Here is a 25,576-nt window from a genome sequence, read left to right as displayed (position 1 = left end):
ACCATGGAACTCAACCACACGCACGACGCCAGCGCCCGCAGCTGGCTGGAATCCGCCAACGCAGCGGGCACCGACTTCCCGATCCAGAACCTGCCCTTCGGCGTGTTCCGACGCAAGGCACCCGGCGAAGCGTTTCGCGCTGGCGTGGCCATTGGCGACCAGGTGATCGACCTGGCGGCCATTGCGCGCGACAACGCGGTGTCGGGCGCGGCGGCACAGGCGGTGAATGCCTGCACGGGCGACGCCCTCAATGAATTTCTGGCCATGGGCCCGCCCGCCTGGCGCGCGCTGCGCCACGCGCTGTTCGACCTGCTCAAGGCCGGCGCGAGCGGCCCGGGCGTGAACGCGCTGCGCGCGAGCCTCGTGCCGCAGGCCGAAGCCGAATACCGCGTGCCCACGCGCATTGGTGACTACACCGACTTCTACACCTCCATCCACCACGCGCGCAACGTGGGCCGCGTGATCCGGCCGGACGACCCGCTCACGCCCAACTTCCAGTGGTTGCCGATCGCGTACCACGGTCGCGCCTCCAGCGTGGTGATCAGCGGCACGCCCTTCAAGCGCCCCATGGGCCAGGCCATGGCGCCGGGCGCGAGCGCACCGGTGTACGGCCCCTGCCGCCGGCTCGATTACGAACTGGAGATGGGCTTCTACATCGGCCCCGGCAATGCCATGGGCGCACCCATTCCCATCGCCGAAGCCGAAGACCACATTTTCGGCATGTGCCTGCTCAACGACTGGTCAGCGCGCGACCACCAGTTCTGGGAGATGAACCCGCTCGGCCCCTTCCTCGGCAAGAACTTCTGCACCACGGTCTCGCCGTGGATCGTGACCCTGGAAGCGCTCGCGCCCTACCGCGGGCCGTTCGCGCACCCGGCCGACGAACCGCAACCACTGGCCTACCTGGCGAGCGCCGCCAACAGCGCGCATGGCGCGGTGGACGTGCAACTGGAAGTTCAGCTGGAATCGAACGAGCACCGCACACGCGGTGTGGCGCCAGACCGGCTCTCGGCCACCAGCTTTCGCCACCAGTACTGGACCATCGCGCAGATGCTGGCGCAGCACACCGTGGGCGGCTGCAACCTGCAGCCCGGCGACCTGCTGGGCACGGGCACCATCTCCGGCCCCACGCCGGGCGAAGCCGGCGCCATCGTGGAACTCAGCGCGGGTGGCACGCGCGACGTGCCGCTGCCCGGCATCGGTGCAACGCGCCGCTTCCTGGAAGACGGTGACACGGTGATCCTGCGCGGCTGGTGCGAGAAGCCGGGGGCGGCCCGGATCGGGTTTGGCGAAAGCCGTGGCGAAGTGCTGCCCGCGATCGGCTGAAGCCCGCAGACCACTCAGGCAGGTCAGGCCGCCTGAGGCCTCGGGTGCGTGCGCAGGTATGCCCTGAGCTTCGGAAAGAGCTGTTCAACCAGTTCGGTCAGCTTGGGCTCCGTGCGGATGAACTTGTTCATGTTGGCGCCACCCGACAACGAGTCGTAGACCGCACGCCCCACCTCCTTACCGTCAGCAAAGACGCGAAGGTCTGCGCGAGCCAGGTAGATGGCCAGGTCCCAGCGGTAGATGGCCTCGTACGTCGCAACGAGGGGGCATGAGGTGACAGCCGCGTTGTCCGGAAGGCTGCGCACCTTGAAGCCCTTCTTCTCCAGGACGCGCAGGTAAACATCATGAAATTCCTCCTGCACGACCTGGCTGTTGCGAACAAGGCAGAGATCGTGGGCGCCCTGGGTCAAGCCAACGGGCGTGACGTTCTGCGTGATGGCGCAGCCGGAAAGGGTCAGGGCCAGAACGGCGGCCAGACTTCGAAGGTTCAAGGGTGCCTCCCGTGTTGAGCAAGTAGTTGATTGGAAAGTCGCACGCAGGATACCCAGAATCTCGTTCGTCAGCCAAGGCCGCGCGGCACGCCTGCGGCGTGCGCACAACGCCCATGCCGGGCACAATGCCAGCCGGCGCGAAGAGGCGCGCCCGGCCCCCCAACAACAAGGAGATGCCATGAGCCTGCTCAACTGGACGATGAAACCGGCTTCCACGCTCGACCAGGGCGGCGTGATCGCCCCCGACGAGCGCCTGCCCTGGCCACAGACCGCCGTGATGGGCGTGCAGCACGTGATTGCCATGTTCGGGGCCACCGTGCTGGCGCCGCTGCTGATGGGGTTTGACCCCAATGTCGCCATCCTCATGAGCGGCATCGGCACGCTGATCTTCTTCGTCATCACCGGCGGCAAGGTGCCGAGCTACCTGGGTTCGAGCTTTGCGTTCATCGGCGTGGTGATTGCCGCCAGCGGCTACACCGGCCCGGGGCTCAACGCCAACCTGGGAGTGGCGCTGGGCGGCATCATCGCCTGCGGTGCCATCTACACGCTCATCGGCTTCATCGTGCACCTGACCAACGTGCGCCACACGCGCACCACGCCCATCAAGGGCATGGAGGTCGAGGAGGTGGAGAACGACGTGGCCGTGCACTGGATCGAGCGCTTCATGCCACCGGTGGTGACCGGCGCCGTGGTGGCCGTGATCGGCCTGAACCTGGCGGCCATTCCGATCAAGAACATGGCGCCCACCGGCTTCGATGCGTGGATGCAGGCCGTGACCTTCGTGAGCGTCGGCCTGGTGGCCGTGTACACGCGCGGCATGACGCAGCGCCTGCTGATTCTCGTGGGCCTGATCGTGGCCAGCCTGATCTACGCGTTGCTCACCAACGGCCTCGGTCTGGGCAAGCCGATCGACCTCTCCGCGCTGGCCAGTGCGCCGCTGTTCGGCCTGCCGAAGTTCGCCGCGCCGGTGTTCGAAGCGCAGGCCATGCTGCTGATCGCGCCGGTGGCGCTGATCCTGGTGGCGGAAAACCTGGGCCACATCAAGGCCGTGAGCGCCATGACCGGGCGCGACCTCAATCCCTACCTCGGCAAAGCCTTCATCGGCGACGGTGTGGCCACCATGGTGAGTGGCGCATCGGGCGGCACGGGCGTGACCACCTACGCCGAAAACATCGGCGTGATGGCAGCCACCAAAATCTACTCCACCGCCATGTTCGTGGTGGCCGCGTGCGTGGCCGTCGTGCTCGGCTTCAGCCCCAAGTTCGGCGCGCTGATCCAGGCCATTCCACTGGCAGTCATGGGCGGTGTGTCCATCGTGGTGTTCGGCCTCATCGCCGTGGCCGGCGCGCGCATCTGGGTCGAGAACCGGGTGGACTTTTCCGACAACAAGAACCTGCTGGTGGCGGCCATCACACTGATCCTGGGTACCGGCGACTACACGCTGAAGTTCGGCAGCTTCGCGCTGGGTGGCATCGGCACCGCGACCTTCGGCGCAATCATCCTGTACGCATTGCTGAACCGCCGCAAGAGCTGAAGCTCGCCTCAGGGCGCCTTCGGCTCGGCCTGCGGCTTGGTGGGCGCGCTCAATGCGCCACCAATCTTGGCGCCCAGCACGGTGCCGATGCCGGGCAACACCGCCGTGCCGGCCACCGCGCCGGCAATGGCGCCCCATGCGATGCCGAACTCTGGCTGACGGGTGGGCCCTTTCACTGTGAACGGCACCTCAACCACACCGCCGCCCGTCTCGACCTTGCCCTCGGCATTGATCTGGCGGCGGTAGAGCGTGGCCTCGCCGTACGCGGTGTAGGGCCCCGACACGGCTTTCACCTGCGTGAACTCGGTCTTCATGCCCTGTGCGGTGTTCTGCGTGTCGACCACGCCCGTGAGGCGCTCCAGCGCCGTTTCGCCCGTGCGGTCTTCGCCCAGCGACTTGACCGCCTTTTCCATGTTGAAGCGCAAAATTTTCGCGCGCTCCACCTCGACCACGCTGCGCGTGTGCAGCGAGCGGAAGAGTTCGGCGTAGCTCTCGCCGTCGGCGCGAAGTTCGGTCTGGCCGGAAGCGAAGCCGCTGATGGGCGAGCGGCGGTTGAAGGCCTTGAGCAACGATTCCACCTCCACATTGCGCGGCGCGAGTTCGCCCTGAAGGCTCATGCGGCCCTCGGGCGTGGTCAACAGCCGGGCCTGCCCTTCTGCCGAACCGCCCGCGGCCTGCACCTGCAGCTGGTAGATGTGGGCACCCCCCTCTGCGGTTCCGTCGCGCTTGGCCTCCAGCGAGGTGGTCTGTTCCACGTCGGGTCGTCGAATCTGCACACGCTGCGGCGTGCGGTCGTCGTCAAAGTCCAGTTCGCCGGCATACACCACGGGAATGCCGCTGAAAGAGGTGTAGGTGACATCGTTGAACGAGAGCTTGCGCAGCAGCAGGCTGCCCCCGGACGCCCGCTCCTTGCCGCGGTACGCCGCCAGGGCGCTGCGTGGCACCTCGGCGCCATCCACCTCCAGCCGGTTGATCACCAGCTGGCGGCGCAGCAAGGGCAGGAGTTCGGGGTGGATCACCACGCGGCGCACCTTGATGGGCTCGGGCTGAACGGTTTGCGCGTCCCGCACCTCGACCGAGGCCCCACCCAGCAAGCGCCATTGCACCGCGCCCACCACCAGTTTCTGACCCATGCGCGCCTCGAACTCCGCCTCCACCCGGCGCGCGAGCTCTTCGTCGGAAGGCACCAGCGCCAGCAACGCCAGGCATGCCGCGGCCAGCAGCGCTGCAAGGCTGGCTGCGGCAACGGCCCAACGGCGGTGTGCGGGTTTCATGGGTGGGTGTGCTCCAGGCGCCATGGTGCGCGAGCGACACAGTGTCGTCTGTAGGCGCATGCCGCGTCCTATAGTGGCGTGCATCGCCCCAAGGAGAACCCATTGAGCATCTGGAAAAAACCCATTTCGGTCGACGAACTCACCCGCATGCACGAAGACACCGCCGTGCGTCACCTGGGCATCGAGTTCCTGGAAGTCGGCGACGATTTCATCACCGCGCGTGTGCCGGTGGACACCCGCACGAAGCAGCCTTACGGCCTGCTGCACGGCGGCGTGAGTGTGGTGCTGGCGGAAACGCTGGGGTCGTGCGGTGCGGCCTACAGTTGCCCCGAAGGCCACCGCGCGGTGGGGCTGGACATCAACGCCAACCATTTGAAAGGCGCCACCAGCGGCTGGGTGACCGGTGTCACGCGGCCAGTGCACATCGGGCGCACCACGCAGGTCTGGCAGATCGACCTGACCAACGACGCGGGCGAGTTGACCTGCGTGTCGCGCATCACGATGGCGGTGCTGGCACCGCGCTGATCAACGCCGCTCGCAACGGCCCTGCGAGGTGGCCGCACCGCGAAAATCGCTGCTCCAGGTCTGCGCTGCCGTGTCGATCTGGATGCGCTCGTTGTCGGTGGAGGTGAGGATCACGGTGTCGCGCACGTTGAAGGTGTAGACCGGCACGCCATCGATCTGCACCGTGCGCACGCGTTGCTGGTCGTAGCCAATGCGGACCAGCCGCGTCCAGGTGGTGCGGGCCGGCAGGTAGACCGCCTCGCAGCTCAGGGACACCTCCTGGGGTTGGCTCTTTTTTTCGGCCTTGGGCGGCTTGCCGCCCTGCGCGCACGCCAGGCCTGTGGCGAGCGCGAGCACCCCACCCCACGCGTGCACGGACCTCATGAGGCATCGGCCCGGGCCATGCGCTCGCTCTTCCAGTACACGTCGTCGCCACCGTTCATGCGGTTCAGCACCCGCGCCAGCACAAACATCAGATCGCTCAGGCGGTTGAGGTACTGGCGCGGCGTTTCCTTCAGCGCTTCTTCGTTGCCCAGCGCCACCACGGCGCGTTCGGCGCGGCGCGCCACCGTGCGACACACGTGCGCCTGGCTGGCCGCGCGCGTGCCAGCGGGCAGGATGAATTCCTGCAGGCGCGGCAAGGTTTCGTTGTAGGTGGCCAGCGCCTCGTCGAGCGCCAGCACGGCCTCGGGCTTGAGCAGCTCGTAGCCGGGGATGGACAGCTCGCCGCCAAGGTTGAAGAGCTGGTGCTGGATCTCGACCAGCAGGGTGCGCACGTCATCGGCCATGTCTTCGCAGAGCAGCACGCCGATGTTCGAATTGAGTTCGTCCACATCGCCCATGGCGTGCACGCGCAGGCTGTTCTTGGAGACGCGGGTGTTGTCGCCAAGGCCGGTGGTGCCGGCGTCGCCGGTGCGGGTAGCGATCTGGGTGAGTCGGTTGCCCATGGAGATCCTTGAAGGGAGGGAATGCTGAACGCCGATTGTGCGACAGCGCCTTGACCAAACCGGCCAGTAACAACACGCTGGGAAATGTGAATGGGGCTGATGGAATGTCACGCAGGCAACGGCGGGCAAAAGGGCTGGCGCGGCTGGCCGATCCGGGCGGTAATGGGCGCCTGTTTGCCCACAAGGAGATCACCGATGTCCCGGTCCCGTCTGAAAATTGCCGACTTCGAGGCCCGCAGCGTGCAGCTGATCGCGGCTTGCACGCTGGGCCTGGCCGGCGTGGCCGCCTTGCCCAACGCCACGCTCTCTCGCATCACGGGACAGGCATCCACGCATTCCACCGGGCCGTCCAAAGCCGCCGGCACCGAGGCACCGCGCCTGCTGCAGCGAAGACCCGGCGCCTGAGTGCGGGGCGGCGAACGGGCCGCACTTTCCATGCAGCAAGGCTTAAACTGGTCGGCCGATCCCCACAGCGACCGACCGGAGACAAGCCAACATGAACGCCCCGACCGCCCACGCCCATCTGGTGCCCGACGTCCACCAGCGCACCATCCCCGCCGGATTCATCGAAGCCTTGCAGGCCCGCTTCGGCGCCCAGTGCTCCACCGCCCTGGTGGTGCGCGAGCAGCATGGCCGCGACGAGTCGGTGTATCAGGTGCCGCCGCCAGCCGCAGTGGTGTTTGCGCAGAGCACGCAGGACGTGGCCGATGCGGTGAAGCTGGCCGCGCAGCACCGCATGCCGGTGATCCCGTTTGGTGTGGGTTCCTCGCTCGAAGGCCACCTGCTGGCCGTGGAGGGCGGCATCAGCATCGACGTGAGCCGCATGAACAGCGTACTGGCCATCAACGCGGAAGACCTCACCGTGACGGTGCAGCCCGGCGTGACGCGCAAGGCGGTGAACGAGGCCGTGAAGAGCGAGGGTCTGTTCTTCCCCATCGATCCCGGCGCCGACGCCTCCATCGGCGGCATGTCGGCCACGCGCGCTTCGGGCACGAACGCGGTGCGCTACGGCACCATGCGCGAGAACGTGCTGGCGCTCGAAGTGGTCACGGCCAGCGGCGAGGTAATCCGCACCGGCACGCGCGCGAAAAAGAGCAGCGCCGGCTACGACCTCACGCGCCTGATGGTGGGCAGTGAAGGCACACTGGGTGTGATCACCGAGGTCACGCTCAAGCTCTACCCGCTGCCCGAAGCCATCTCGGCCGCCACCTGCTCGTTCCCCAGCATCGAGGCCGCCGTGCGCACCGTGATCCAGGTGATCCAGCTCGGTGTGCCGATCGCACGCTGCGAGCTGATCGACCACAACACCGTGCGCATGGTCAACGCCCACAGCAAGCTCGGCCTGCGCGAAGAAAACATGTTGCTCATGGAATTTCACGGCTCACCCGCGAGCGTGAAGGAACAGGCCGAAACGGTGCAGGAGATCGCTACCGAGTTCGGCGGCAACGCCTTCGAATGGGCCACCACACCGGAAGAGCGCACGCGCCTTTGGACCGCGCGGCACAACGCCTACTTTGCCGCCATCCAGAGCAAGCCCGGCTGCCGCGCCATTTCGACCGACACCTGCGTGCCCATCAGCCGCCTGGCCGACTGCCTGCTCGATTCCGTGAGCGAAGCCGACGCCGCCGGCCTGCCCTACTTTCTCGTCGGCCACGTGGGCGACGGCAACTTCCACTTCGGCTATTTGATCGACCCCGACAAGCCCGAAGAACACACGCTGGCCGAACAGCTCAACCACCAGCTGGTGGCGCGCGCCCTCAGCCTGGAAGGCACCTGCACCGGCGAGCACGGCGTGGGCCTGCACAAGATGGACTTTCTGCTCACCGAAGCCGGCAGCGGCGCGGTGGACATGATGCGCACCATCAAGCGCGCGCTCGACCCCGACAACATCATGAACCCGGGGAAGATCTTTTCGCTCTGAGCTTTCTCAGGGCAAGGGGCGCGCTTCAAAAAGCGCCACCTGCGCACCCAGCCGGTCCAGCAACCGCAGCCGCGTGCCCTCCATGGCCCATTGTTCGGTGGTGGCCAAGGCAAACATGAAGGCGCGTTCGCGCTCCATGTCGGTGGCGCACACTTGCAGTTCGCGGCGCGGGCCTCGCAGCATCTGCAGCGCCTGCCCGTTCAGCGTGTAGGTGCCCAGCAGGGCATTGCAGCCACCGGAACCCGTGACGCGTTTGCCGTCGGCGTTGAGCACGAAATACGGGGTGGCCGCTGGCGCCTGAGGCGGCAGCGCCTGGCCGTCGAGCGCCACCAGCGCCCAGCGCACGTTCTCAATGCGGGGTGATGCCGGTTGCGCGCGCGTGTCCACCGGGCGCAGCAGCACATCCGCCTGGGTGTTGCCCGAATGGCCGAGCACGAGGTAGGCGCTGTCGGTCACATACAGGGCCTTGCCCTCCACCAGGATTTCGGCACGCACCGAGTAGCTGCCGCGCTCCTGCACCAGCTTTCGATCCACCGGCACGCTGAAGCGCAAGGGTTGCGGGCCGTTGGCCGGGACCTTGACTTGGGCCAGCGTGGTGGCGCGCGCGTCGGCACGCGACACGTCGGCCACCGACACCTCGAGCACGGCGGTGGGCGGCAGGGCCACCTGGCCTTCGAAACGGGCGCTGCCGGTCACGGTGAGGGGCGCATCGGCCGGCGGAGTAGCGCAGGCCGACAGCAGCAGGCCAGCGGCCAGGGCGCCCAGCAGCGGGCGGCGTGTGAGCAGGTGGGAGTTCAAGGTGTTCATGGCGGTTTTCTCAGAAAGGTTCGGCCGAAATTCATCTGTCCGGATATTTGATGATGCTCCATCGAGACCGATGGTTTCTTCAAGTCGCCCCGCATAGACTTTTTCAAGTCCTCAACCCATCGAAAGTCCACCGCATGCCCCGCTCACTTCCCTCCTTGAACTTCGCCTTTATGGGTGGCGGCAACATGGCCAGCGCGATGATTCCCGGGTTGAAAGACCGAGGCCTGTCTGCCGATCAGATCATGATCGTCGATCCTTTCGCGGAAGCACGCTCTCGCATGCAAGAGAAACATGGGGTACGGGTTTTCGAATCGACGAGGGCGCTGCGGGCACATGCTCAAACGCCGCTCGATGCCGCCATCTGGGCAGTCAAGCCCAACACCTTCCCGCTCGCCGCCGTTCAAGCGAATGAAGCTGGGGTCTTTCATCGTTCCACCCTGCACATGAGCGTGATGGCGGGCACCTCCACAGACTCGCTTTCCCGTCAGATGGGCAGCGGCCTTGTGGTCAGGGCCATGCCCAATCAGGCAGCGGCCATCGGGCAAGCCATCACGGGCATGTATGCGCCGTCCACCGTCTCAGCAGAGGACCGGGCGCTGGCGGAGGAGGTCATGAAGACGCTTGGTCCGGTGGAATGGGTGGAGCATGAAGCGCAAATGCATGCGGTGACCGCGATATCCGGCTCGGGACCAGCCTACATGTTCCAGATGCTGAAAGCGATGCGGGAGCAAGGGGAGAGGCTCGGCCTGGACCCCGATCAAGCCTTGCGACTGGCGGTGCAGACCATGGCCGGCTCGGCAGAGCTCGCGCGCAACAGCGCCCTGTCGATGGACGAGCTGATTGCGCAAGTGCGCTCACCAAACGGCACCACCCACGCTGCCCTGGAAACCATGGATGCGCGCGGTGTTTTTGAAGGATTCAAGGCCGGCATTCAGGCCGCACACCATCGCTCAAGCGAACTGGCGAGCCCTTCTCCCACGGCGGTTGCAGGGAGCGGCCCCAAGATGAGCCACGGGCCGGCTCTCTGACGCAGCGCGCCGCGCCGCTTCAGGGTTGGCTGCCGCGCAAGCGGTCGATCAAGCCATTCAGCGCTTCCAGCGAACCGAACTGAATAGCGATCTCGCCCATGTCTTCGAGGCGCCCATGGCGCTTCACGCGCTTCTTCACGCGCACCTCGACCTCGGCCGTGAGCAGGTCGGCCAGCTCCTCTTCCACGCGGCGGATGTCGCGCGACTTTTCTTTCTTGAGCTTCTGCGGCGCCAGCGCAAACTCGGCGCTAAGCTTTTTCACCAGACTCTCGGCCTCGCGCACGGACATCTTGCGCGCCGCGATCTGGTTGCCCGCTGTAATCTGGTTGGCTTTGTCCAGAGCCAGCAGCGCGCGCGCGTGGCCCATGTCCAGGTCACCGGCCATCAACATCGTCTGCACCGGCTCGGCCAATTGCAGCAGGCGCAGCAGGTTGCTGGCGGCACTGCGCGATCGGCCGACCGCCTGAGCCGCCTGTTCGTGAGTGAGTCCAAACTCTTTCACCAAGCGTTGCAGGCCGTGGGCTTCTTCCAGCGGATTGAGGTCTTCGCGCTGGATGTTTTCGATCAGGGACATGGCGGCAGCGGACTCGTCGGGCACGTCGCGCACCAGCACCGGCACGCTGTCCAGACCCGCGAGGCGCGAGGCCCGGAAGCGCCGTTCGCCCGCGATGATCTCGTACTTGCCAGCGTTGGGGCCGGTCCCCAGCTGGCGAACCAGGATCGGCTGCATCACGCCCTGCGCCTTGATGCTTTCGGCCAGCTCGTAGAGCGCGCCCTCGTCCATGCGGGTGCGCGGCTGGTACATGCCGGCCACGAGCTGGTCCAGTTTCAGGCTGGAAGGCAACTGGCTGCCAGCATCGGCCGGCGCGCCTTCGAACACTTTGGGGCCCAGCAGGGCTTCGAGTCCGCGGCCGAGGCCCTTGGGTTTTTTGGTGACCATGGGTCGTTCCGCTTTCCAGAATTCAGAGGTTCATGAGTTCGACCAGCACGGCGTGGCCTTGCGGCCAGTCGCCCAGGCCGGACTCGGCGTTGATGTGGCCCGCTTCGCCAAGATCGACAAAGCGCGATCCCCAGGCCATGGCCAGGGCTTCCGCGCGTTCAAAACTGCAGTAGGGATCGTTCTGGCTGCCCACCAGCACGCTGGGAAATGGCAGGCGCTGCATGGGGATGGGCGACCAGGTGGGCAACACCGGGCGCATGTCTTCGCGCTCGGCATCGCCCGGCGCCACCAGCAGCGCGGCCTTGACCCGGCTGGTGTTTTTCGAATGGGAGGCCCAGGCCGCGGTGTGCAGACAACCCAGACTGTGGGCCACGAGCACCGCCGGCTCGTCGCAGCCGAGCAGCACGTCCTCGAGCCGTGCGATCCAGTCGCCGCGCTTCGGGCTCATCCAGTCGTGCTGGTCCACCCGGCGGTAGCCATGCACGGCTTCCCATCGAGTTTGCCAGTGCAAGGGGCCGCTGTTCTGCCAGCCGGGAAGTATCAGGACGTTGTGAGGTTTCACGTGAAACAGCCCGGTTCAGAGCTTCTGGATGCGCTCGACCATTTCCTGCGCGAAGGCCACAAAGGCCAGGCTGCCGCGCGCGGACGGATCAAAGATAACGCCCGGCAAGCCGTAGCTGGGCGCCTCGGCCAGGCGCACGTTGCGGGGAATCACGGTGTCGAAAACCTTGCCGCCGAAGTGCGATTTGAGCTGCTCGCTCACCTGCTGCTGCAGGGTGATGCGGGGGTCGAACATGACGCGCAACAGACCGATGATGGCCAGATCGGGATTCAGGTTGGCGTGCACCTGCTTGATGGTGTTGACCAGGTCGGTCAGCCCTTCGAGCGCGAAATACTCGCATTGCATGGGCACGATCACACCGTGGGCGGCACACAAGCCATTGAGCGTGAGCATGCTCAGAGACGGCGGGCAGTCAATCAGGATGAAATCGAACTGGTCGGCCACCTCGGCCAGGGCGGTTTTCAGGCGCTTCTCGCGCCGCTCCACCTCGACCAGCTCCACCTCGGCCCCCGCCAGCTCGCGGTTGGCGCCGAGCACGTGGTAGCCGCATTTGTCAGAAAACACAGCCGCTTCATTGATGGAAGCCGATTCCAGCAGCACGTCGTACACGGAGAGCGCCATGCTGCGTTTGTCCACGCCCGATCCCATGGTGGCGTTGCCCTGCGGGTCGAGGTCGACCATCAGGACCCGCTGCCCCACCTTGGCCAACCCAGCCGCGAGGTTGACGGTGGTGGTGGTCTTGCCAACCCCACCCTTTTGATTCGCCACGCAGAATATTTTGGCCATTGCTTATTTCGAGATGGCCAGCTTGATGCCAAAACCGATCAGAAACAGGCCAGCCAATTTCTCGAGCGCCCGGCCGATCTTCGGGTTGGCGCGCATGCGTTCGGCCAGGAAGTGCGTGAGCAGCACAGCGGTGAGGCCATACAGAAAAGTGAGCACAGCCACCGTGGCGGCCATGGCGCCGAAGGTGATCAGCCCCTGGTGACGGGCCGGATCCACGAACAAAGGGAAGAAAGCCATGTAGAACACGATGGCCTTGGGATTGAGCAGCGTGATGAGTGCCGCTTGCTGGAAGTACTGGCGGGGGCGGATGTTCAGCACCGGTGCGTCGCCTGGTTTGGCGGTGAGCATCTTCCATCCCAGCCAGGCCAGATAGGCTGCGCCCAGCCACTGCACCGCGTCAAACGCAGCGGGATAGGCCGTCAACAAAGCGGCCACGCCGGCCACGGCCAGCCACATCAGGACTTGATCACCCGCGATCACGCCGAAGGTGGCCGCCATGCCGCCACGCACACCTCCCTTGCTGGTGGAGGTAATCAGGGCCAGGTTGCCCGGCCCGGGAATGAGCAGAAAAACGATGATGGCCGCGACGAACGCGCCGTAATCCGCAATGCCGAACATGAAAGACCCCCGGGAAGTGGAGGGTCGAGTTTACGTGACGGATTTGCCGACTCGCGCCGCTTTGCGCGCGCTGTGATGCTCAGGCCACAGAACGGGGGCCAGGACGCATCCAGACGATGCAACGCTCGGCCCCGAGGCCGGGCACGTGCAACTGTTCCACGTGAAACACATCCACCGCCCCACCCTCCGTGGAGAGGGTTTCCAGCTCATCTCCCGGGTGCTTGCCCTTCATGGCCATCCAGATACCGCCCGGGCCCAGCGCCTCGCGCGACCACCGGCTGAAATCCAGCAACGAGGCAAAAGCCCGCGCGGCAACCACGTCGTAGGCCGGCCCGGACAAGGCATTGAGCGTTTCCACCCGGGCGTGCAGCCCATGCAGGTTGGGCAGCTTGAGCGTAGCGGCGGCCTGCTGGATGAAGGCGGCCTTTTTGGCCACCGTGTCCACGCAAGTCACATCGATCTGAGGGCAAGCGATGGCGATCACCACCCCGGGCAAGCCGCCGCCGGAACCGACGTCGAGCAGCTTGATGGGGCGCGCACCGACCTGCTTCAACAAGGGTCTCACCACCGCCAGGCTGTCGAGCAGGTGGTGCGTCATCATCTCGGCCGGGTCACGCACGGCCGTGAGGTTGTAGACCTTGTTCCACTTCTGGAGCAAGGCGAGGAAGTCGAGCATCAGGTCCACCTGGTGCGAATCGAGTTCGAGCTGGAGCGACTGCAGCCCCGCCTGCAGGGTGGCGCGCGGCTCGCTCATGACGCCAGTTCGGCAGCCACTGGCAGCGTGGCAAACCCTTTGAAGCCGCCCTTTTTCAAATGAATCAACAACAGCGAGATGCTCGCGGGTGTGATGCCGGAAATGCGCGAAGCCTGGCCCAGCGTTTCGGGGCGGTGCTTGGCCAGCTTCTGGCGGGCCTCGAAAGAAAGCGCCGTCACCTGCAAATAGTCCAGATCGGCCGGCAGCTTCAAGCCTTCGTAGTGGGCTGCACGCTCCACCTCGCTCTTCTGGCGGTCGATGTAACCCGCGTACTTGGCCGCAATTTCCACCTGCTCCACCACCGGCTCCAGCAACTCGGCCAATGTTTCACGTGAAACACCCGGCGTGGCGTACTTGCCCCCATCCATGCCCACGATCGCCGAATAAGCCACGCCCGGGCGGCGCAGCAGGTCGAACAGGTTGTGTTCGTGCTCGATGGCCTTGCCCAAGACGCGCTCGCTGTCTTCCACCGGAAGGTTGCGCGGATTCACCCAGGTCGCCTTCAAGCGTTCGGTTTCACGTGAAACCGCGTCCCGCTTGCGGCAGAAAGCATCCCACTGCGCATCCCCGACCAGCCCCAGGCGACGCCCGGCTTCGGTCAGGCGCATGTCGGCGTTGTCTTCACGCAGCTGCAGGCGGAACTCGGCCCGGCTGGTGAACATGCGGTAAGGCTCGGTCACGCCCTGCGTGACAAGGTCGTCCACGAGCACGCCCAGGTAAGCTTCGTCGCGTCGCGGCAGCCAGGCGCCCTCTTCGCGACACTGGAGCGCCGCGTTGATGCCGGCAAACAAGCCCTGCGCTGCCGCCTCCTCATATCCCGTCGTGCCGTTGATCTGCCCGGCGAAAAACAGGCCGGCAATCTGCTTGGTCTCGAAGCTGTTCTTGAGGGAGCGCGGGTCGAAGTAGTCGTATTCGATCGCGTAGCCCGGCCGCAGAATGTGAGCGTTCTCCAGCCCCGGCATGCTGCGCACCAGCGCGAGCTGAATATCGAACGGCAGGCTGGTGGAGATGCCGTTGGGGTACACCTCGTTGGTGGTCAGCCCCTCGGGCTCCAGGAAAATCTGGTGGCTGTCCTTGTCGGCAAAGCGGTTGACCTTGTCTTCCACGCTGGGGCAATAACGCGGGCCCACGCCCTCGATCTTGCCGGTGAACATGGGGCTGCGGTCGAAGCCGGAGCGGATGATCTCGTGCGTGCGCTCGTTGGTGTGCGTGATCCAGCATGGCACCTGGCGCGGGTGCATGGCGGTGTTGCCCATGAAGCTGAACACGGGCACCGGCTTGTCGGCATTCATGCCGCCGGGCACGCCGTCGCCGGGCTGTTCGGTGCACCTCGTGTAGTCGATGCTGCGTCCATCCAGGCGGGGTGGCGTGCCGGTTTTCAACCGGCCCTGCGGTAGTTTCAGCTCTTTCAAACGCGCCGAGAGCGAAATCGCAGGCGGGTCGCCCGCCCGGCCGGCGGCGTAGTTGTTCAGGCCCACATGGATCTTGCCGTCAAGGAACGTACCGGCCGTCAACACCACGGTACGCCCACGGAAGCGTACGCCCACTTGCGTCACAGCCCCCGTCACACGGTCACCTTCAATCATCAGGTCGTCCACCGCCTGCTGAAAGAGCCACAGGTTGGGCTGGTTTTCCAGGGTGCGGCGGATCGCCGCCTTGTACAGAACGCGGTCGGCCTGCGCCCGCGTGGCGCGCACCGCCGGCCCCTTGGAGCTGTTGAGGATGCGGAACTGAATGCCGCCTTCGTCGGTGGCCAGCGCCATGGCGCCGCCCAGTGCGTCCACTTCTTTCACCAGGTGGCCCTTGCCAATGCCGCCGATGCTGGGGTTGCAGCTCATCTGCCCCAGTGTCTCGATGTTGTGCGTGAGCAGCAGCGTGGTGCAGCCCATGCGCGCAGCGGCCAGCGCGGCCTCGGTGCCGGCGTGGCCACCGCCAACGACGATGACATCGAATTCCTGGGGGTACAACATGGTGGAGATCGCTTCAGAAGCCCGGCGTGGAGGGTACCGGGCAGCCTGCGATTCTCCCACCGTTCCGCCTTTGGCGTGTCCTGTTCAGGGCCGCACCTCGTGCAGATTGACCCGCAGGAACTCCAGCACGCGTCCCCGCTTCTCCGGGCCGCGCCGCAGCCCGGGCTCGGCCGAAGCGTGCGCATCCATCAGGTGCGCATGGCTGTCTTCCAGGCGCTCGAAAATCCCGCGCCAATGCCGGCGCACCGTGGCGGTGGAAATCGACAGGCGCTGCGCCACCTGTTCATCGCTCAGGTGCCACAACGCGAGCTCGGCCACGCGGCGCTGCATGCGACTCAGGTGCAGGCGGTGCGTGTGCTCTCGAAACAGAAAGCTCACCGTGTGGCTCGGCCAGGACGGACCGATCTCGTGCCGCAGCGTGCCGTAGAGCACACGCTGGCCCTGCGCCGTGGGTGCATAGCGGCGTTTGGACAGATAGCCTCCCGCATGCATCCAGGGCGCATCGCTCTCGTGCCCTTCCTGCCACACGCCGCGCAGCGCATAGCCTTCGTGAAGCAGGCGGTAAGCGGCGTGGCCGGCATCCAGCAGCTCGTGTGAGCGCGGGTCTTCCACCGCAAAGGTGTGCTGCTGATACGCCAGCACCACCAGCTGCAGGTCGCCCTGGCGCTGCGCGGCGCTCAGCTCATCAGGCCTCAGGTAAATCTGCGTGCCCGCCGCTTCGGCATGCAGATGGCTCGCCACCAGCGGCGCTTCGCCTTCGAGCATGCGCTCGGTGAAGGCGCTGCGCGAAAAACCCGACACCCCATAACCCAACACCTGCCCCGTGGCGGGATCGCGGATCAGCGCGCCGCGCAAGCGGTGTTCGGCCACACCACGCGAGACCACACGAAGCGCCAGCTCGCTCTCCACGCCCGGCAGCGGCCAGCGCTCCAGACAGGCGCGCACATCGGCGTGATCGAGCAGGCGAATCTGCATCGCAACTCCCTGGGGTGAAGAGGCGTCTGCCCAATTTGGGCATGTCGCTTTTTTCAGGATAGTGGCAAAAACCGGGTGCCGCCAACAAAAACCCCACGCCGCCGGAGCCCGCATGAACGCTGCACTTCAACACCCTGTCCATTTCGTTTTCATGTCGTGCTGGCGGCGCGCCCGCTGGTGGATTGTGGTGTGCGCACTCGGTCTCATCGCCTCGTGTGGTGGCGGCGGCGACGCCGGTGACACCGGCCAGGACAGCGTGGCGCGCGTGGAAATCGTGCAGACCGGACTGCTGCTGGGCACCACCGGCCAGACGCGGCAACTCCAGGCCATCGCGTTCAACGCCCGCGGTGAGCGCATCGATCGGGCCATCAGCTGGTCGTCCTCGCGCACCGCTGCGTTGGCAGTGGACGGCAACGGTCTGGTGCGCGCGGCGTCCGCCAGCGGCTCGGCGCAGATCGTGGCCACGGCCGAAGGCGTGCGCTCGGCGCCGCTGCTCGGCCTGGTGGCGGCGCCCGCGCCCGGCGTGAGGCTGGTGGACGATGTGGATGTGCTGAGCAACCCGGTGGACACCGACCCCACGGCCGCGCCCAGTGACACCAACACCTACCGCGTCACGCTGGCGGCGCGCGTGGCCCCTGTGGTGGGGGAGCGCTTCTTCAGCACCGGTTCGCGCGCTGTGGCGGGCGAGGTGCAGGCCGTGCAGCCCGTGCCCGATGGCTTCGAGGTCACGTTCGTGCTGGTGCCGCTCACCGAGCTGCTGCCCGGGCTGCGCATCGAAGAGCGACTGGAAACGGTGCCCAGCCTGGCCGATCTGGCGCCCGACATCGCTGCGGCTTACGCCGTGGCGCAAACCGGCGACCGCTTCGTGTTCACGCCACGCGCCGCGCCGCTTGCGCCGCCGGCCGGCAGGCTGCAGCCGCAGGCCGCCACGCCCGTGGGCACGTTCGCCTTCAACGAAGGCTGCGAAACCAGCTTCACGGGTACGTCCCCCGAAGTTCCCTTGCCCATCACCATGTCGGCACCGCCTGTGTTCTCGCTGGCGATCAAGCCTTCGCTCGACCTGAGCCTGGGCGAGGGTGAGCAGCGCGTGGTGTTGCTGGCGGAACCTCAGGTCGATCTGAGGGGCTCGATCACCGCGACCGCTGCGTTCGAAGGCAAGGTGACCTGCAAGACCCGCGTGTTCTCCTTCAAGCTTCCAGTGGGAGGTGCGATCTCCTTCTTTGTCGGTGGGGTCTTGCCCGTGGGCTTCGGCTTCGAGATCGGTGGCCGGGTCGCGGTGGCCGACATCGGCATCGGCGTGGCCAACACCACCCGCGCCCTCGCACAGGCCGGCCTGGTGTGCCCGGCCAGCGTTGCCTGCGGCTTCAACGCAGAGATCAACAACTTCACCAACACCACCACACCCACGTTCAACGCACCCAGCCTGGGCGACCTGCGGCTGGAGCCTTCGCTCGACGGCTTTGCGTTCGTTGAACTGGCCATTGGCAACCCATTCCTCCAGTCGCTGCAGTTCAGCGCGGTGCAGGCCAAGGTGGGCGCCAAGCTGGCTACCAGTCTGGCGCTGCAGACGGCGCAGATCCTCGACACCGCCTACGTCTCCGACTACAAGGTCAGCCTCGAATTCAACGCGGGACTGGCCAGCGACCTCGACAGCGTGCTGAACCTGCTCGGACTTCCCGCCGTGGCATCGGCCGTGGCCGTGCAGCAGAGCCTGCCGCTCGCTTCAACGCCCAAGGGCACCGTGAGTTCGAACAATGCGGACTTCGTCAGCGGCGAAGCGATCGACTTCCGCGTCAACCTGACACCCGACACCGTGAACTTCGGGCCTGGCGTCGGTCCGTACAACGTGCAACGTGTGCTGCTGGTGCGCCGCACCGGCGGAACCACGGTGGACATCGCCAGCCAGACCGCCGCCGTGGGCGCCACCGAGTTCGTGTTTCCCTTCGTGGCGCCCGGCCCGGGGTCGGTGAGTGAGTTCCACGCCTTCGTCGAAACACGGTTCCCCGGCCTGGGCGTGTTTCCTCTGGAGATCGGCGCGGCCGTGCCTTGCCCGCTGGTCAACTGGTCGGGCACCGCCACCGGTGGCCCGTTCACATCCGGTCTCACCGCGCAGCTGCGCTTCTGCGGCAACCAGGTGCTGGGCTCCGGAGCCGCCTTCGGCCAAACCGGACAGGCCCAGGGAACGATCAATGGCAGCCAGATCCAGTTTGGCCTGGGCTTCAACCTGAGCGGCCAGGCCACCTTCACCGGCACCATCGCCCCAGGTGGCCAGACCATGTCGGGCACGCACAGTGGCGCGGGCAACGTGCCCGGCGGCAACTGGACGCTCACACGCGTGCCATAGGTCGCGCTGTCCTCGCAGCGACAACACAAGCTCGCGGCTTGCGCCTACATTGGTGCCAGCCGCCCGCCACCCTGGCCCCACGCGGCACAGGAGACACACCATGCACATCCCGTCCCTCAGAGAAGTGGTCAGCGCCGAAGAATGGGCGCTGCGCTGCGACCTCGCCGCCTGCTACCGGCTGGTGGCGGCCTACGGCTGGAGCGATCTGGTCTTCACCCACATCAGCGCCAAGCTGCCCGACAGCGTGACTGGCGGTGAGCACCAGTTCCTCATCAACCCCTACGGCCTCATGTTCGACGAGATCACGGCAAGCAGCCTGGTCAAGGTCGACATGGCCTGCAACAAGCTGCACGACTCGCCCTTCCCCGTGAACCCGGCCGGCTTCGTGATCCACAGCGCGGTACACGAGGCGCGGCCCGAAGCCGGTTGTGTGCTGCACACGCACACCCGTGCGGGGGTGGGCGTGAGCGCGCAGAAGGCCGGCATCCTCCCCATCAGCCAGCAGAGCACCTTTGTGCTGCATTCGCTGGCGTACCACGACTACGAAGGCGTTGCGCTGCGGACCGAAGAAAAGGTGCGGCTGCAGGCCGATCTGGGCAGCGCCAACTACCTCGTGCTGCGCAACCACGGCATGCTCACCTTGGGCCGCACCATTGCCGATGCGTTCCTGCACATGTACACGCTGGAGAACACCTGCCGCATCCAGATCGACGCACAGGCCGGTGGTGGCGAGCTCACTCAGGTGAACCCCGCCATCATCGCGGGCATGGCCGACGTGATGCGCGTGGCCACCGCGGGTCAGGGCGCCCAGCTGGCCTGGCCCGCGCTGCTTCGCAAGGCCGAGCGGCTGGATCCGGGTTTCAGGACCTGAGCTGCTGGCTCGGGTTCACGAAGGCGGCCATGCCTTCAAGCACCGTCCGCAACCGCACCAGTTCGCGCGAACCGTCGAGCCGGGTTGACCACGCTGCCAGCCGCGACACCCGCTGCAGGCGCGGCAGCAAGTGGGCGATGTAGGCGCGCAGGGCGTGCCCCTCGGGCGCCGCGTCGTCGTAGGCCTGCAGCACGGCCTGCACCGCGCCCGGCCCCAGCGGCTGCAGGTAGCGCGCCAGCGACAGCAGCAACTGCAGCATGTCGTAGACCTGCACGGTGGCCAGTGCCATGCCGGGTTGCAGGCGTTCCTCGAAATCGAGCCGGGCGAAGCGCTCACCGTCCCAGGTGATGTTGCGGATCTGCGCGCCGCCGTGCCACTGCCCACGCGCGTGAAAGGCCGCCAGGTCGGCGCTGGCAGCGCACATCAGCGTAAGCCACTCGGTCTCGGGCAGGCGGTGCAACTGGTGGTCCAGCGTGTCACCCACATCGCCCGTGGTGAGCGCCTGGCCATCGAAGGCCAGCACGGGCGGCACGTGTTCATCGGCCGCCGCCAGTGCGCGCAGCCTCTCATGCTCGTAGGCGAGCAGCGCCACACCATCGGTCTGGCGCACCGCGCGCCAAGGCACCGGCACGCCCACGAAATGGGCGAACAGCCAGATGCTCATCGACTTGCGCAGGCTGCGCAGGGGCCGATCGGCGGTCTTGGTCCAGGTCTTGAGGGCGGAGTTGGGCGGGTTCAACGGGGCCGATTATCCAGCGTCGGCGTAGCGGTCCAATTCCCAGTCGCCGACCTGCTGGCTCCAGCTGTCCCATTCGGCGCGCTTGAGGGTCAGGAACTGTTCGCAAAAACCCGCGCCAATCGCTTCGCGCAGGGCAGCATCGCCCTGCAGCGCATCGAGCGCGGCATGCAGGTCGCGTGGAAGCCGGGGCGGCATGGTTTCACCGCGCGCATGGCGCTCGTACAAGTCGTGCTCGCACGGTGTCGGCATCGGCAGCGCTTGCTCGATGCCCGAAAGCCCGGCGGCCAGCGTGGCCGCGATGGCGGCGTAGACGTTGCACGAGGGATCGGGCAGGCGCCATTCGAGACGCCCGGCCACGGTGCGCACGAGGCAGGTGCGGTTGTTGTCGCCGACGGCTTTCCACACCGGCGACCAGGTGGTGCCTGAAGCGCTGGCGCTTGCCGCCAGGCGCTTGTAGCTGTTCACGGTGGGCGCGCACAGGGCGGCCAGCGCATCGGCGTGGTGGAGCAAGCCAGCGGCAAACTGCTGGCCGATCTGGCTCAGGCCGAGCGTGCCTGAAGAGTCGGCCATCAGCGGCCTGTCGTTCGCGTCGGTGAGGCTCAGGTGAAAGTGCAGGCCACTGCCCGGCGCATGCGCCAGCGGCTTGGGCATGGTGGAGAACACCAGCCCGTGCTGCTGCGCCACTGTCTGCGTGGCGAGTTTGAAGAGCTGGTAGCGGTCGGCCGCAGCCAGCGCGTCGTCGTGCCGGTAGTTGATCTCGTACTGGCCACTCGCGTCCTCGTGGTCCGTCTGCTGGAGCTCGAAGCCCAGTGCGTCCAGCGTCTGGCGCATGGCGTCGAGAAAGCCGAAGTTGCGGCCGATGGCCGACAGGTCGTACGAAGGTTTGGCCAGCCGGTCATCCGCGTCGGCCACCCGCCAGCGACCGTGCCCATTCTCTTGTGCCTCGCGCCGCAGCAGAAAGAACTCGGGCTCGATGCCGACCCACAGCGTCCAGCCCAGCGCCTTCAGGCGCGCCACCTGGCGTAGCAGCACCTGGCGCGGGCAGGTGTCCAGCGGTTCGCCACCGGCAAAGCCATCGCACACCGCATGCGCCACGCCCGGCATGAAGGGCAGCGGGCGCAGACTCTCGGGCCGCACACGCCCCATGTACTCGCTGCGCGCGCCCATGCGAGGCAGTCCGGTGCCCGCAATGCTGGGCCCGGAAAACCCCGCACCGTGCTCCACAGCGCCCGCCAGACCCGAGAGCGGCACCAGCTTGCCTTTGGGCACGCCCAGCAGATCGGTGAAAGTGGCAAGCACCGAATGAATGCCCTGCGCGCGCAGCGCGGCGATGCGCTCCTCCAGCAGCGGCGCCCGGCTCAAGCCAGCACCTCGGCCATGGCCGCGTCCAGCACCGTCAGCGCCTCGTCGAACACCGCGTCCTCGATCGTCAGCGGGAACAGGAAACGGATCACATTGGCGTAGACGCCGCAGGTCAGCAGCAGCAGGCCGCGCTTGAGGGCCGCTGCCTGCACACGCTTGGTGATGTCGGCATCGGGCGAGCCGGTGGTGGGGTCGTTGAACTCGCAGGCCACCATGGCGCCCAGGCCGCGCACGTCGCCGATGCGGTGGTATTTGGCCTTGGCCGCGTTCAGGTGGGCGATGAGGCGATCGCCCAGCAGCTGCGCGCGCTCGGGCAACTTCTCTTCCAGCATCACGTCCAGCACCGCGTGCGACGCCGCAATGGCCAGCGGGTTGCCCGCATAGGTGCCGCCCAGGCCGCCCGGCGCAGGGCCGTCCATGATGGCGGCCTTGCCGCTCACGGCCGAGAGCGTGGTGCCGCCGGCCATGCTCTTGGCCATGGTCATCAGGTCGGGGCTCACGCCGAAATGCTCCAGCGCAAACATCTTCCCCGTGCGCGCAAAGCCGGTTTGCACCTCGTCCGCCACCAGCAGAATGCCGTGCTGGTCGCACAGCTCGCGCAGCCACTTCACGGCCGCTGGCTGGATCACATTGAAACCACCTTCGCCCTGCACCGGCTCGAACACAATGGCCGCCACGCGCGAGGGCTCGATGTCGCACTTGAAGAGCTGCTCCATGGCGCGCTTCGTGTCGTCGAGCGAACTGCAATGGCAGGGAAACGGCACGTGGTAGATCTCGGGCGGGAACGGGCCGAAGCCCGCTTTGTAGGGCTGCACCTTGCCAGTGAGCGCCACCGAGAACATGCTGCGACCGTGGAACGCACCACCGAAGGCGATGACGCCGCTGCGACCAGTGCTGCTGCGCGCGATCTTCATCGCGTTCTCGATCGCCTCCGCACCGGTGGAGAAAAACGCCGTCTTCACCGGCCCGTCGATCGGCACCAGCTCGTTGATGCGCTCGGCCAGCGCCACGTATTCGGTGTACGGCACCACCTGGTAGCAGCTGTGCGTGAAGCGCTGCAATTGCGCCGCGATGGCGGCCTGCACCCTGGGGTGCACGTGGCCGGTGTTGAGCACCGCGATGCCGCCCGCGAAGTCGATGAAGCGGCGGCCCTCGATGTCCCAGAACTCCGCGTTCTTCGCCCGCTCGATGAAGAAATCACCCATCACGCCCACACCCCGCGGCGTAGCGGCGAGCCGGCGCGCGTGCCAGGCGGCGTTGGTGTGCGGTGCGTTCAGTTGCTCGGACTTTTGCGGTGCGTTCATGTCGGTCTCCTTAAACAGGACTGTCAATCCGGATCCAGGTTGTTTTCGTCTCGGTGTACTTGTCAAACGCGTGCAGCGACTTGTCGCGCCCCACGCCGCTCTGCTTGAAGCCACCGAAAGGCACGGTGATGTCGTCTTCGTCGTACTGGTTCACATGCACCGTACCGGCCCGCAGCGCACGCGCCACACCATGCGCCTTGTTGATGTCGCGCGTCCACACCGCCGCCTGCAGGCCATACACGCTGCTGTTGGCCTGCTTCACCACGTCGGCCGCATCGGTGAACGACAGCACCGAGAGCACCGGGCCAAAAATCTCTTCGCGCGCAATCGTCATCTGCGGCGTCACGCCGTCGAAGATGGTGGGCAGAACGTAGTGCCCCCCCTTCACCGGCTCCGTCGATTCACCACCGGCCAGCAGCGTCGCGCCTTCGCTCTTGCCCAGGCCGATGTAGCGCATCACGTTGTCCTTCTGTACCTGGTCGACGATGGCGCCCATCACCGTGCCTTTGTCCAGCGGGTTACCCGGCTGGTACTGCGGCACCAGCTTGAGCGCCTTTTCCAGAAAAGCGTCCTTGATCGACGCCTCCACGAACAGGCGCGAAGGCGCGTTGCAGCTCTCGCCCTGGTTGAAGAAGATGCTGCCCACTGCGGCTTCCACCGCCTTGTCCAGATCGGGGCAATCGGCGAACACGATGTTGGGCGACTTGCCGCCCAGCTCGGTCCAGGCGCGCTTCAGGTTGCTCTGCCCGGCCATCACGTGAATCTGCTTGCCCACGCGCGTAGAACCCGTGAAGGCGATGCAGTCCACGTCCATGTGCAGCGCCAGCGGTGAGCCCGCCTCGGGGCCATAGCCCGGCACCACGTTGAACACGCCAGGCGGAATGCCGGCGGCCAGCGCCAGCTCGGCCAGGCGCAGCGCGGTCAGCGGGCTCTTTTCGCTCGGCTTCAACACCACCGAGTTGCCAGCCGCCAGCGCCGGCGCGATCTTCCACGCCGCCATGATCATGGGGTAGTTCCAAGGCACGATCACGCCCACCACACCCACCGGCTCGCGCGTGATCAGCGCCAGCGCGTTGCGGCCCGTGGGCGCGATCTCGTCGTACACCTTGTCCACCGCCTCGCCATACCAGCGAATGCAGTTGGCCGCGCTGTTCACGTCCACACTCTTGGCGTACCGGATAGGCTTGCCCATGTCCAGCGTCTCGGTCAGTGCCAGCTCATCGGCGTGGGCAATGAGCTGCTCGGCAAACTTGATCATCACCCGCTTGCGCTGCGCTGGCGCCATGCCGCTCCAGCGGTGGTCCTCGAAGGCGGCACGTGCGGCCATCACGGCGGCGTCGATATCCGCTTCCCCGCAACGCGCCACCGCCGTCAACAACCGGCCGTCCACCGGCGAGAGACAGTCAAAGGTCTGGCCGTCGCGCGCGGCAATGCGCTCGCCGTTGATGAAGGCGCGGCCGTCGAAGGTGAGGGATGAGGCCTGGGGCGAGAGGGTGGTCATGCTGGTGGTCCCGAGCGTAGGGGATGAACAAGTGGCCTCATGCTACGCCCGAAGCATTGCCCGTTCCAAAGCCACTTTATCCAGCCGGCATCGATCCAGTCGGGGTTTTCACGCGCTCGATCCAAGCAAAACGGAGGCCCACAAGCGGCGATACTCAAAAAAGATTCAACGCACAGTCGCATCGCCAGAACCTAGCCACCTCCTCACTGCCAATGAACAACCGCTACCAGATCGCCGGGGCCGAGGGCGAATTCGAACCCGGCTCGAACGAGCAGGTGTTGCGCAACTTTGTGGGTATCACCTCGCCTGACGACATGGATGAGCTGGAACTGCGGCTGCTGGGCGAACTGTATGACGAGGTGCTGCTTCAGAATCTGCAGGACCGCGCTCTGACGGTGGCGGACCTCAAACACTGGCACCACCTGTGGCTGGGCAATGTGTATCCCTGGGCGGGGCTGACTCGTTCGGTCAACCTGGGCAAGGGTGGCTTCCAGTTCGCCGCCGCCAGGCTGCTACCGGGCTTGCTGGATGAATTTGAGCGGAAATTCTTGAGGCCGTGGACGCCATGCGGAAATCTTGCGCCCGACGAAATGGTGAATGCGATTGCAGTCACCCATGTGGAACTGATCGTGATTCACCCGTTCCGCGAAGGCAATGGACGCTTGTCTCGCTTGCTCGCCGATGTCATGGCTGTGCAAGCCGGCCACGAGCCATTGGACTACAGCAGTTGGGAGCAGCAAAAGGCGGCTTACATCGGCGCCATCCACGCGGGGTTCTCGGGGGACTACGGCCCCATGCGCCAGTTTGTGGCCGAGGCCATGGCCGCTGGTGACGCGAGCCTCAGCGGGCCAGCTTGATGTGAGGGAAACGCCCGGTCGGTTGCTGCAACCGCTGCTCCAGTTGCTCGACGCTACGGCCAGTCTCCACGGCGGTGGAGCTGGCCACCGCCCGCAACACCGCCTTCTGGCTTGGCATTTTGCGATGTTGGGCTGTGGTCTTGTTCATGCTGCGTCCGGGG

General features: G+C 66.3%; 26 protein-coding genes. 9 read left to right on the top strand and 17 right to left on the bottom strand.

Annotated elements, in window-relative coordinates; all coding sequences use genetic code 11:
- Positions 1-3: 3 nt before the first annotated feature.
- On the top strand, positions 4-1,326 hold the full coding sequence (gene fahA, locus CAP37_RS20125) for a fumarylacetoacetase (protein ID WP_086126446.1): 1,323 nt from the start codon (positions 4-6) through the stop codon (positions 1,324-1,326).
- 23 nt (positions 1,327-1,349) lie between these two features.
- Here fahA and CAP37_RS20120 read toward each other — a convergent pair whose 3' ends face one another.
- Positions 1,350-1,817 carry an Sbal_3080 family lipoprotein gene (locus tag CAP37_RS20120; RefSeq protein WP_086126443.1) on the bottom strand — a complete coding sequence of 156 codons (468 nt, stop codon included), beginning with the start codon at positions 1,815-1,817 and terminating at the stop codon, positions 1,350-1,352.
- Positions 1,818-1,995: 178 nt separating this feature from the next.
- On the opposite strand from CAP37_RS20120, the gene CAP37_RS20115 reads away from it, so the two are divergent.
- Complete coding sequence (locus tag CAP37_RS20115) at positions 1,996-3,351, top strand: solute carrier family 23 protein (RefSeq protein ID WP_086126440.1); 1,356 nt, start codon at positions 1,996-1,998, stop codon at positions 3,349-3,351.
- 8 nt (positions 3,352-3,359) lie between these two features.
- Here the strand turns inward: CAP37_RS20115 and CAP37_RS20110 are convergent, their stop codons facing one another.
- A complete protein-coding gene (locus CAP37_RS20110) occupies positions 3,360-4,625 on the bottom strand; it encodes an AsmA-like C-terminal region-containing protein (RefSeq protein WP_179190300.1) in 1,266 nt (421 codons plus the stop codon).
- 102 nt (positions 4,626-4,727) lie between these two features.
- Here CAP37_RS20110 and CAP37_RS20105 point away from each other — a divergent pair, with 102 nt between their 5' ends.
- Positions 4,728-5,150 carry a hotdog fold thioesterase gene (locus CAP37_RS20105; protein ID WP_086126434.1) on the top strand — a complete coding sequence of 141 codons (423 nt, stop codon included), beginning with the start codon at positions 4,728-4,730 and terminating at the stop codon, positions 5,148-5,150.
- Here the strand turns inward: CAP37_RS20105 and CAP37_RS20100 are convergent, their stop codons facing one another.
- Together CAP37_RS20100 and CAP37_RS20095 are read right to left on the bottom strand one after the other, a co-directional pair.
- Complete coding sequence (locus CAP37_RS20100; protein WP_086126432.1) at positions 5,151-5,513, bottom strand: hypothetical protein; 363 nt, start codon at positions 5,511-5,513, stop codon at positions 5,151-5,153.
- Positions 5,510-6,076 carry a cob(I)yrinic acid a,c-diamide adenosyltransferase gene (locus CAP37_RS20095; protein ID WP_086126430.1) on the bottom strand — a complete coding sequence of 189 codons (567 nt, stop codon included), beginning with the start codon at positions 6,074-6,076 and terminating at the stop codon, positions 5,510-5,512. The genes CAP37_RS20100 and CAP37_RS20095 overlap by 4 nt, the downstream gene beginning before the upstream one ends.
- 195 nt (positions 6,077-6,271) lie before the next feature.
- On the opposite strand from CAP37_RS20095, the gene CAP37_RS20090 reads away from it, so the two are divergent.
- Positions 6,272-6,481: a hypothetical protein gene (locus CAP37_RS20090; protein WP_086126428.1), complete on the top strand. Its 210-nt coding sequence runs from the start codon at positions 6,272-6,274 to the stop codon at positions 6,479-6,481.
- A gap of 91 nt (positions 6,482-6,572) precedes the next feature.
- Positions 6,573-7,997 carry an FAD-binding oxidoreductase gene (locus CAP37_RS20085; protein ID WP_086126425.1) on the top strand — a complete coding sequence of 475 codons (1,425 nt, stop codon included), beginning with the start codon at positions 6,573-6,575 and terminating at the stop codon, positions 7,995-7,997.
- Between the two features lie 6 nt (positions 7,998-8,003).
- Here CAP37_RS20085 and CAP37_RS20080 read toward each other — a convergent pair whose 3' ends face one another.
- On the bottom strand, positions 8,004-8,804 hold the full coding sequence (locus tag CAP37_RS20080; RefSeq protein ID WP_086126422.1) for a YbaY family lipoprotein: 801 nt from the start codon (positions 8,802-8,804) through the stop codon (positions 8,004-8,006).
- Between the two features lie 155 nt (positions 8,805-8,959).
- Between CAP37_RS20080 and proC the strand changes: the two genes are divergently transcribed.
- Positions 8,960-9,832, top strand: a complete 873-nt coding sequence (proC, locus tag CAP37_RS20075; protein WP_179190299.1) for a pyrroline-5-carboxylate reductase — start codon at positions 8,960-8,962, stop codon at positions 9,830-9,832.
- 19 nt (positions 9,833-9,851) lie between these two features.
- On the opposite strand, the gene CAP37_RS20070 is transcribed toward proC, so the two are convergent.
- The 7 genes from CAP37_RS20070 to CAP37_RS20040 all read right to left on the bottom strand — a co-directional run bounded on the left by CAP37_RS20070 (position 9,852) and on the right by CAP37_RS20040 (position 16,437).
- Positions 9,852-10,772: a ParB/RepB/Spo0J family partition protein gene (locus CAP37_RS20070; protein WP_086126416.1), complete on the bottom strand. Its 921-nt coding sequence runs from the start codon at positions 10,770-10,772 to the stop codon at positions 9,852-9,854.
- Between the two features lie 22 nt (positions 10,773-10,794).
- On the bottom strand, positions 10,795-11,334 hold the full coding sequence (locus CAP37_RS20065; RefSeq protein WP_086126413.1) for an alpha/beta hydrolase: 540 nt from the start codon (positions 11,332-11,334) through the stop codon (positions 10,795-10,797).
- A gap of 15 nt (positions 11,335-11,349) precedes the next feature.
- Positions 11,350-12,120 (bottom strand): ParA family protein, encoded by a 771-nt coding sequence (locus CAP37_RS20060; protein ID WP_086126410.1) that lies wholly within the window; start codon positions 12,118-12,120, stop codon positions 11,350-11,352.
- Positions 12,121-12,123: 3 nt separating this feature from the next.
- Complete coding sequence (locus tag CAP37_RS20055; protein WP_086126406.1) at positions 12,124-12,738, bottom strand: LysE family transporter; 615 nt, start codon at positions 12,736-12,738, stop codon at positions 12,124-12,126.
- Positions 12,739-12,817: 79 nt separating this feature from the next.
- Positions 12,818-13,492 (bottom strand): 16S rRNA (guanine(527)-N(7))-methyltransferase RsmG, encoded by a 675-nt coding sequence (rsmG, locus tag CAP37_RS20050; protein WP_086126403.1) that lies wholly within the window; start codon positions 13,490-13,492, stop codon positions 12,818-12,820.
- Entirely contained in the window at positions 13,489-15,462 is a 1,974-nt protein-coding gene (gene mnmG, locus CAP37_RS20045; protein ID WP_086126399.1) for a tRNA uridine-5-carboxymethylaminomethyl(34) synthesis enzyme MnmG, read from the bottom strand. The genes rsmG and mnmG overlap by 4 nt, the downstream gene beginning before the upstream one ends.
- Before the next feature lie 84 nt (positions 15,463-15,546).
- Positions 15,547-16,437, bottom strand: a complete 891-nt coding sequence (locus CAP37_RS20040; RefSeq protein ID WP_086126396.1) for a helix-turn-helix transcriptional regulator — start codon at positions 16,435-16,437, stop codon at positions 15,547-15,549.
- 112 nt (positions 16,438-16,549) lie between these two features.
- Between CAP37_RS20040 and CAP37_RS20035 the strand changes: the two genes are divergently transcribed.
- Positions 16,550-18,781, top strand: a complete 2,232-nt coding sequence (locus CAP37_RS20035) for a hypothetical protein (RefSeq protein ID WP_143435993.1) — start codon at positions 16,550-16,552, stop codon at positions 18,779-18,781.
- Positions 18,782-18,881: 100 nt separating this feature from the next.
- Complete coding sequence (locus CAP37_RS20030) at positions 18,882-19,652, top strand: class II aldolase/adducin family protein (RefSeq protein WP_086126390.1); 771 nt, start codon at positions 18,882-18,884, stop codon at positions 19,650-19,652.
- On the opposite strand, the gene CAP37_RS20025 is transcribed toward CAP37_RS20030, so the two are convergent.
- From CAP37_RS20025 to CAP37_RS20010, 4 genes are read right to left on the bottom strand one after another with little or no spacing between them, the layout of a single operon-like run.
- The gene (locus CAP37_RS20025) at positions 19,642-20,391 is read right to left on the bottom strand and encodes a hypothetical protein (RefSeq protein ID WP_086126387.1); all 750 of its coding nucleotides are present in this window, start codon (positions 20,389-20,391) and stop codon (positions 19,642-19,644) included. The two genes, CAP37_RS20030 and CAP37_RS20025, sit on opposite strands and share 11 nt — an antisense overlap.
- A 9-nt stretch (positions 20,392-20,400) precedes the next feature.
- The gene (locus tag CAP37_RS20020; RefSeq protein WP_086126384.1) at positions 20,401-21,753 is read right to left on the bottom strand and encodes a type III glutamate--ammonia ligase; all 1,353 of its coding nucleotides are present in this window, start codon (positions 21,751-21,753) and stop codon (positions 20,401-20,403) included.
- Complete coding sequence (gene gabT / locus CAP37_RS20015; protein WP_086126381.1) at positions 21,750-23,057, bottom strand: 4-aminobutyrate--2-oxoglutarate transaminase; 1,308 nt, start codon at positions 23,055-23,057, stop codon at positions 21,750-21,752. The genes CAP37_RS20020 and gabT overlap by 4 nt, the downstream gene beginning before the upstream one ends.
- Positions 23,058-23,067: 10 nt before the next feature.
- A complete protein-coding gene (locus CAP37_RS20010; protein WP_086126379.1) occupies positions 23,068-24,558 on the bottom strand; it encodes an aldehyde dehydrogenase in 1,491 nt (496 codons plus the stop codon).
- 23 nt (positions 24,559-24,581) lie between these two features.
- Between CAP37_RS20010 and CAP37_RS20005 the strand changes: the two genes are divergently transcribed.
- Positions 24,582-25,415, top strand: a complete 834-nt coding sequence (locus CAP37_RS20005; protein WP_256927067.1) for a Fic family protein — start codon at positions 24,582-24,584, stop codon at positions 25,413-25,415.
- On the opposite strand, the gene CAP37_RS21780 is transcribed toward CAP37_RS20005, so the two are convergent.
- Complete coding sequence (locus CAP37_RS21780) at positions 25,399-25,563, bottom strand: hypothetical protein (protein WP_179190298.1); 165 nt, start codon at positions 25,561-25,563, stop codon at positions 25,399-25,401. The two genes, CAP37_RS20005 and CAP37_RS21780, sit on opposite strands and share 17 nt — an antisense overlap.
- Positions 25,564-25,576 lie beyond the last annotated feature (13 nt).

The sequence above is a fragment of the Hydrogenophaga sp. IBVHS1 genome (assembly GCF_002127265.1).
Lineage (GTDB): Bacteria > Pseudomonadota > Gammaproteobacteria > Burkholderiales > Burkholderiaceae_C > Hydrogenophaga.
Note: the sequence above shows the minus strand (reverse complement) of the source record. Positions and strands in the feature narration are given on the sequence as shown.